Below are 8,743 nucleotides of genomic sequence, written 5' to 3'. Positions count from 1 at the left end.
TGGTGATGTAAGCTATCAACAAAAGCTTCAAAAAACTGGTATATCTGGTGCAAGCTTTTCAGGAGGAATACGCTATCAGTTTTAAAACAAAACTGTCAAAACAGCCTATTCATTCTATTTAATTTAACAAAAAAGGCAGCACATCGTGTTGCCTTTTCGCTTTATAAATCCTAATAACACTACACTATCCCTCCTTAAGAGAGCCCTTGCTTTTTCTACTGCCTGTAAATCAACATTCACACCCAACGCCGCAGCATGTTTGAAACAAAGCTTGAGACACATCAGTGCTGTATTAGCATCTCCAGCTTTTGTATGACAGATGGGAGCGAGGTTCTATTTGTGTAATCTCTGAAATAGGCAGACAGCCTAATTTGGGGAGAATATGGAGTTTTAAAGGTGAAAACCAGTTTCCATCTTTACCATCATTTTTTAATTCAGCTTTACGACTTTCAAAAGCATCTAAGGCAATGTTTTTTAAGTAATGGAGATTACGCATTGCCTCACGTTTTCGTTTCTCACGTTTTTTAATGGGATCATGACCATCACGAAGAACAGAACGCTATTGGGTTTGCCAATTCACGAGCTTGTTTTAAAGAGACATCTCTCAAAGCACCCAAGTCCATTTAGTGACAGCGCCCATGAATGGTATATGAATGGTATAACGGTAAATCCATTGAGTACCCCCATCTTTACGTTTGTGAAAGAGCAATCCGGCACCATCATTATATTTTCCAGCTCGTGGGTGTTGCTAAAGCCCTTGGCTCTTGAGACGATTCATAAGAGCCATTTTAGTCCTTTCTTATACATTTTTTACCCACACGCCCAGCCCCGCTTGTGGTATGCAAGAGAATGGTTTTTCTTGATTTAAGACAAACAGGTTTAAAATGAGAGAATCTTACGTTATTCAGAACTCTAACTCAATGAAAGTAACGCTAAATTATCATTATAAATCAGTATATTATACCATTTTTATCAAGATAAAAGATAAGGTATTTTTATCTAGAATATGTCACAAAGTATGCTGCCTTTTCGTACATGAAATCCATTTTTTCCTGAAGTGTTTTCTTTTCTACTTAAATACGCTTTTCTTCCTCTTCACATGGATTGCGCAGCTATTCATCATCGAATTTTCCCATAAAGCTAAGCAAAGTGTATTTCTAGATAATATAAAGATAACAGCATTAAGAATAAATCTTAAAAAATAGAAGATTTCTTGCTTTTTCACTTATGGAAGTACAACAACTTTACCGTTCAATTATGCTCTTCTTTGAAGATAGATATGGTGCAAATATGCACCATGGAGCTGTCCAAGCAAAGATGATATTAGAAAAATGAAAAGTTAACCACTGCACATTTAAAACAGATAGGAAACCTACAGCCACTCTCATTTATTCCAAAGGATATAGAAAATGAAAAAAACATACCGGATAAATAATCAATCATAGCTTATAATATAAGAGCATAACAGTGTTTTCATATGGCTACACTCTCTTCCCTTATGATATCTAGACAGCAAATATCTCTAAAACTTCTATAAAAATACTATTAAAGTTATGCTGTAAAAATGTTAATTGCCTCAACAATCATTTGTCAAAAATTTGCAAAAAATAATCAGAGAACTAACCGTTTGAACCACAAACATAATTTGTGTGCTAATGATTTGATTTTTAACGACTTTTAACATATTGATAATCTTAAAATTAAATCAGACAGCCACCCCAGTTAGTCCGGATAAGTAGGTATCTAACAAAAACTATTGTTAGGACCGTAGAAGACCGTACCCCATCCTTATATGAGAAAGTGAACTTCCTTAAAAAACTTTGATATTGATGATACTAAACAGATTGGTATTCATTTTTACCTTAATCCGATAGATTCTGCCGTTAAAGGTGCGTTTAGCACAATACACAATTATCTCACAATTTAACTCTCTATATTGATGTAAACTATCAGAAAAAATTTTAAAAGACGTGTAGCCGAGACAAGTTTTTCTGATAGAATACGCTACCAATTTTAATATAAAAATTATAAAAAAATAAGCATATTAATCCGTTTACTATTAACAAAAAAACGGACTGTATTTTTTTTATTTACAATCTATTATAGCAATAAAATAATTTCTTTCTTTACGATGTGTTGTCGCTATCTATAAAGATTTATTTACACTTCCATTGCTGGTTCTTCTAAACAAACAGTTTTGAGAAAATTAATGCATGAAAAGAAAATCTAACAACAAGCGCTTTATCTTTCATATACAAAATGCTCAAGAAAGCTAATTTTTTCATTTATAAAATGAAATCACTCAATAAAGTTCTTTTTATATCAATAAAAGATGTTTTAAATTGAATATTCAAAATATTGATTTATAATGATAATTTATCATTACTCATATTGAATTAAAATCTTGAATATCGTAATCTCTCTCATTTAAAACCTGTTCCATGTTGAACTAATCAAAATCATTCACTTGCACATTACAAGCAGGGCTGGCGTGTGAAGCAAAGTTATATAAGAAAAGCCTGAGAAGTCCTATAATGAACTGTCTCAAGTGCCAAGGGCTTATCACAAATATTGAGAGCTAGCAAAATGTGTGACGGGCTTGCTCTTTTATTAAGCGTAAAGGTATCGGCTTGCTCCTTCGTAAGCGTAAATATGATGGAACTCTACGGCTTTAGCGTTATAGCATTCATGAACACCGTCGCGAAATGGGCTGTGCTTCCTTAGAAAAATAGGCTTTGCTACCCTTAGCCTCCTTAAAGAAAGCCTGTGAATAGCCCCCCTCATCTCTTCTTCTTATAGCAGAAAAAATTTGCTGATCGTTTTGGTTAGTGCATCAAATAATACATCTCAACACTATAGAGCTTTTATAGCGATTATCTTTAATAGACAATTTTTAAATATCATACTTCATAGTGCTTTTAGCATAAGCTTAACCAAGCGAGGTTTTATGAAATCCACTTTTCTCAACTTTTTATGATCATGAAAAAAGTTTTTCTGAAGCAAAACTTCAAACCATAGAGAACACCATCAATATAATTCGTTTTGTTATTTACAATAAAAACATAATGATATAGAAACTGTCTGGGTACTTGCGCCATCAGGGGAATGAAGTAAGCATCAAAGCATACCAAATACTAAAGGCATATCTATGTGTAAGAAATATATTTATAAGAAAAATTTTTTGTTATGTACAATTGCTGGAACTTTGATTTTTTCTCATTTCGGTTCAACTTATGCAAATACATCGGCTCCTGAAACTCCTGGAATTTTGGGGAAGATTGAATTAAATAAGGGAGAAGAAAAGACTTTAAATAATGTTCTTGTCCGCGATAAAGGACCTGGAATATTAGCGCATGATAAAGCAGCTATCACAATTGTAAAATCAACAATACACACGGAAATGTCTGCACTTTCTGTATCAGCAGGTGGACGCATTCGTGCTAAAGAAATTGAAGTCAATACAGTGTATAAAGGTTTAGAAACAAAGAATGGTATAATCGACGTCGAAGATTCAACCATAACCGTCCAACGAGGAGGTGCCGGTGGTATCGTTTTTTATGAAACAAAAGATTCTTCACTGAAAAGTGGAGAAAAAGTTGTCAATAAGATTGTTCTTAGCAATACAAAACTTCTTGTGAAAAACGGTACCGGTATTCTTGGTCCCTACTGCTCAAAAGCCGTTGCTGAAGTTCAACTTAAAGACTCAGAAATTCGATCTGACGTATTATTGAGAAATAAAACGAAACGTAAATATTATGATAACGATACTCTTCCTGTAACTTTAGCATTAACCGCTGATAATTCAACAATAGAGGGACGAGCAAGAACTTTAAAAGTCAATACAACGGTTTTGACTCTGAATAACAAGAGCAAATGGTACTTAAAGACCTCTCAAGAGGAAGTCGATACTGACTTTAATACGTTTAACTATGAGCTCAGTGATATTAAACAACGAGCCCTTTCTACCGTTTCAGTACTGAATCTTAATAATAGTTCTATCATATTTAAGGTACCGCAAGGGCGGGAAAAAGATCATTATCATACCTTGCATGTAGGGCGAACAGCTGAGGTTCGTAGACCTGAGGGAAGTACAATCCCCGATATAGAAAGCACTTATAATACAGTTTACAATGCCACAGGCAATGCAAAAATTTATTTTAATATTGAATGGAGTGATGGTCTAGTAAAAGAACAGCAAAAAGCTGACCGCCTCCTTATTCATGGTGATGTATCAGGCAGCACAACAGTCCATATCAAGAACCTTGCGAAAGGTGAGATATTAAAAGCTGAAGATTCTGTTTCCTCGAATATGCGTGGTCTTTCAGTCATTCAAGTTTCTGGAAATGCAAATGAAGATTCCTTCAAACTTGCACACGGCTACACCACAATGGAGGGATTGCCCTATAAATATATACTCAAAGCCTATGGTCCAACATCCAGCCATGGGACAGCCGATAGCACACAAAGTCATTTTAGCGGAATATCACAAGAATCAAAAGAAAATACCCTCAAAGACTACACAATCTATACGATATCAGAATCAGGAAAAATGATTGAAGGCGTTTCACCAAAAGAGAAAGAAGCGCAAAATACCGGTTCATCATCCCTTGGACAAGCAAACAACACACAAAACATTTTGGAAAAAAATCAAAATTTCTGGGATTTTCGCTTGCAAAATGAGACTCTCGATAATGAGGGAAAGATCAGAGCTCTCGTTCCTCAAGTGGCAAGCTATTTGTCCATGCCTAACGCACTATTCTCAGCTGGACTGGCTGATATAAACAATCAAAACACTTTACTCAACTCGATGCAGGAAAACACCTTTGAGACAAAAGATCATAAAAACAAAGGAGTCTTATTCTCGACTTATGGAAATAAGATGACATTATCCTCTCACCGTACGCCATTACAATATGGCTATGGTGCCGATATTCACTATGCAGCTTTACAGGCAGGCATTACATTAGCAGCTCTAGAAGATCAAAACATGACCACCAATTTTGGTCTTTTAGGGACATATGGGAAATTAGCTTTCACCCCTAAAGACATGGAAGGTGCTGACAAGAGTACACTCAATAAATGGTCAATTGCTGCATATAGTGGGCTGCACCATAATAATGGGATATACATCCATGCACTCTTCTCCTATGGAATGCTCAAGGGAGATATCACCACAGCTCTCATAGGAAAGACTGCAGAATTGAAAAATGCTGATACATTCAGTGCATCAGCAACCATTGGACAAAAATTCGAAACCAGTAGGAACGGATTGGTCTTTGAACCACAAGCACAACTTGTTTATCAACGTCTCATGCTTGGCACACTCTCAGATGTCGATGGTTTTGATGTGGATATGGGAAATCCTTATCAATACTTAGTGCGTGTTGGTGGACGCTTAACGCAAACGAAGCTTTCTATTGAAAACGGCGATATTCTTTCTTTCTATGGTAAATTGAATATTGTTAAAGCTTTTTCTAACAATGGTACGATACAGATTGGTGAATCATTCCACCTTGATTCTATGGGAGCTGCCCTTGAAGGTGGACTTGGTGTAAATGCACAATTATCACAAAATATCGCACTTCATGCTGATGTTAACTATCAATATAAGCTTCAAAAAACAGGTATATCTGGAGCAAGCTTTTCAGGCGGAATACGCTATCAGTTTTAAGAAAAAGCAAAAAACAATTTATATTCTATTCATTTTAATAAAAGGCAGTACAAATGAGCTGCCTTTTTATAATCTATCGGAAAGAACCGTCAATAACGATCTTTCTACCACCTTTCTTGAGCCAATTAATCTCACTCAAACCAAATGTAATAAAATCTGTTATCTCTAAATGAATACTGAATTCTCAAGAGAGCTGCCTTTTTGATTTATAAAAATCAAATGCTTTTAATAAAATTTTTTGTATTTTAAAACACGTAATAAATAATTCTCTGTGTAAGAAAATCAATTAAAAGCTTTTTGTAAGCACACAACAACAGCTTCTCCAAAAATTTTGTAGAGTTTTCATAACAACAGCCTTAAGCAACAAACATCCTTGCAAAATATTTTGTTTCTTAACACTTTTAAACGGAATACTTATCAATCTAGCTTTTCTGCAATTCATAGTTGCTCACTGCAATTTCTATTTTAAAAACTCTTCTAAGATCATTTTTTAAACGATAAAGAACAGGACGCAATATTTCGTTTTGTTGTTTACAATAAAAACATAATGATATAGAAACTGTCTGGGTACTTGCGCCATCAGGGGAATGAAGTAAGCATCAAAGCATACCAAATACTAAAGGCATATCTATGTGTAAGAAATATATTTATAAGAAAAATTTTTTGTTATGTACAATTGCTGGAACTTTGATTTTTTCTCATTTCGGTTCAACTTATGCAAATACATCAGCTCCTACAATGGTTATGGCTCGTGCGGATAAAGCAGGAGAAGAAAAAACCTTTAATAACGTTTTTATCCGCAGCGCATATACAACAGTGGTTGCTGATGACAAAGCCTTTATCACCATTACAAATTCAACAATGCGTTCAGACTCAAATTTATTTACCGCAACAACAGGTGGACGTATTCATGCTAAAAAAACTGTAGGAAAATCAAATTCCCGTGGTTTAGAAATTTCAAACGGCATCATCCATATTGAAGATTCAATCATAAATGTTTCCGGACATCACAAAAGTCGTGGTATCCTTTTTGATTACATCCCAAGTTCCCAAGTAAAAGAGGGCGAAAAAGTTATCAATAAAGCAATTCTTACCAACACAAAACTTCTTGTTGAAAATGGTATTGGTATTCTAGGACCAGATTATGCAAAATCTGTTGCTGAGGTAGAACTTAAAAGTTCAGAAATTCGTTCTGATATATTATTAAAAAATAAAATCCCAGAAAACTCAAAAGATATCGATCCTCGCACTTTTATATTAAGCGCTGACAATTCGATTATAGAAGGACGAGCAAAGACTTTACCTCAAAATACAACGATTTTTACTCTCAACAATAACAGCAAGTGGTCCCTAAAGATTAGTCAATTTGAAGTAGACAAAGAATTTGACAGGTCTAAAGGATACTTGCTCACTGATATTAAACAACGTGCACAGTCTATTGTCTCAGTATTGAACCTTAATAATAGCTCTATTATATTTAATGCGCCGCATAAACTAGCAGACAATCAATATCAGACCTTGCATGTGGGAAAACAGCCAATAGCTGAAGCTGCAAAAGCAGAGCAAAACAGAAGCTTCGATACAACAACGGTTTACAATGCATTGGGCAACGCAAGGATTTACTTTAATACCGAATGGAGTAATGGTCTTATAAAAGAACAACAAAAAACTGACCGTGTTCTCGTTCATGGTAATGTCTCAGGCACCACAACGATCTATTTCAACAATCTTTCAAAGCGTGCAGAACCATTCGATGATGATGAAGTTTCCATTCCTTTGAATGCGCGTGGTCTCTCACTTGTTCAGGTGTCTGGAAAAGCAGAGGAAGCCGCCTTCACGCTGGTAAATGGCTACACTACAATGGATGGATTACCCTATAAATATGTATTAAATGGCTATGGACCAACATCCAGCCGTGGGAGAGCTGACAAACAGCAAAGTCTTTTGCAAGAAAGTGAAGAGTTTTGGGATTTCCGTCTACAAAATGCGACTCTTGATGATGAAGGAAAAATCAAAGCTCTTGTTCCTCAAATGGCAAGCTATTTGGTTATGCATAATGCAGTATTCTCCTCTGGCTTGGCTGATATAAACAATCAAAATACACTGTTAGATAATATGCATTCAACAGTTTTTGGATTAGAAGGTCATAAACAAAAAGGGATATTTTTATCGACTTATGGCAACAAGATGACGTTATCTTCCAGCCGTAGTCCATTGGAATATGGTTATGGTGCTAATGTTCACTATGCTGCTATACAAGCAGGCATGACATTAACAACGTTAGAAAATCAAAATATAACCGCGAATCTTGGTCTTTTAGGCACATATGGAAAGCTCGCTTTTACGCCAAAGGACATGGAAGGTTCTGACAAAAGCATACTGGATAAATGGTCCTTTACGGCATATGGAAATCTCCACCATGACAATGGTCTCTATATTAATGCACTGTTCTCTTACGGCATTTTAAACGGACATATTACAACAGCCCTTATCGGCAACACCACAGAATTAAACAATACGGATACATTAAATATATCAGCTACCGTTGGACAAAAACTAGCAACTGGTGTTGAAGGGGTGTCCTTTGAACCACAAGTACAACTTATTTATCAACATATTGCCTTTGGCACTCTTTCAGATATTGATGGCTTCCAAGTTAATATAAAGACCCCTCATCAATGGTTGGTCCGTATTGGAGGTCGTTTAACAAAAACAATACTTCCTATTGAAAAAGATCGTGTTCTTTCTTTTTATGGTAAATTGAACGTCATTAAAGCTTTTGGTGAGAAAAATACAATTGATATTGTTGATTCTTTCCATCTTGATTCTATGGACTCTTCTCTTGAAGGTGGGCTTGGCATTAACGCGCAACTTTCTAAAAATATCGCACTTCATGCTGACGTTAATTACCAACATAAACTTCAAAAAGCTGGGTTCTCTGGAATTAATTTTTCCGGAGGAATGCGTTATCGCTTTTAAACAATTTTAGTTTTCTCTTTTGACACATAAGCAGCGCTGAGATGAAAACAGTGCTGCTTAACTACATTACAAAAAATCGTAATGTGTCAAAAA

Annotated in this window: 2 protein-coding genes and 1 pseudogene; 2 read left to right on the top strand and 1 reads right to left on the bottom strand. The window is 35.3% G+C overall.

Annotated features, from left to right (window positions below):
• Positions 1-195: 195 nt before the first annotated feature.
• Positions 196-787, bottom strand: a pseudogene (locus ACFILZ_RS06790) (integrase arm-type DNA-binding domain-containing protein); the annotation flags it as partial.
• Positions 788-3,148: 2,361 nt separating this feature from the next.
• Here ACFILZ_RS06790 and ACFILZ_RS06785 point away from each other — a divergent pair.
• Complete coding sequence (locus ACFILZ_RS06785; protein WP_375610581.1) at positions 3,149-5,671, top strand: autotransporter outer membrane beta-barrel domain-containing protein; 2,523 nt, start codon at positions 3,149-3,151, stop codon at positions 5,669-5,671.
• Between the two features lie 630 nt (positions 5,672-6,301).
• On the top strand, positions 6,302-8,650 hold the full coding sequence (locus tag ACFILZ_RS06780) for an autotransporter outer membrane beta-barrel domain-containing protein (RefSeq protein WP_375610582.1): 2,349 nt from the start codon (positions 6,302-6,304) through the stop codon (positions 8,648-8,650).
• The last annotated feature ends 93 nt before the right edge of the window (positions 8,651-8,743 follow it).

The sequence above is a fragment of the Bartonella sp. AP40SXNS genome (assembly GCF_042195825.1).
In the GTDB taxonomy this organism is placed as follows: domain Bacteria; phylum Pseudomonadota; class Alphaproteobacteria; order Rhizobiales; family Rhizobiaceae; genus Bartonella.
The sequence above is the reverse complement of the archived record's forward strand: the minus strand, read 5'-3'. Positions and strand labels throughout refer to the sequence as shown.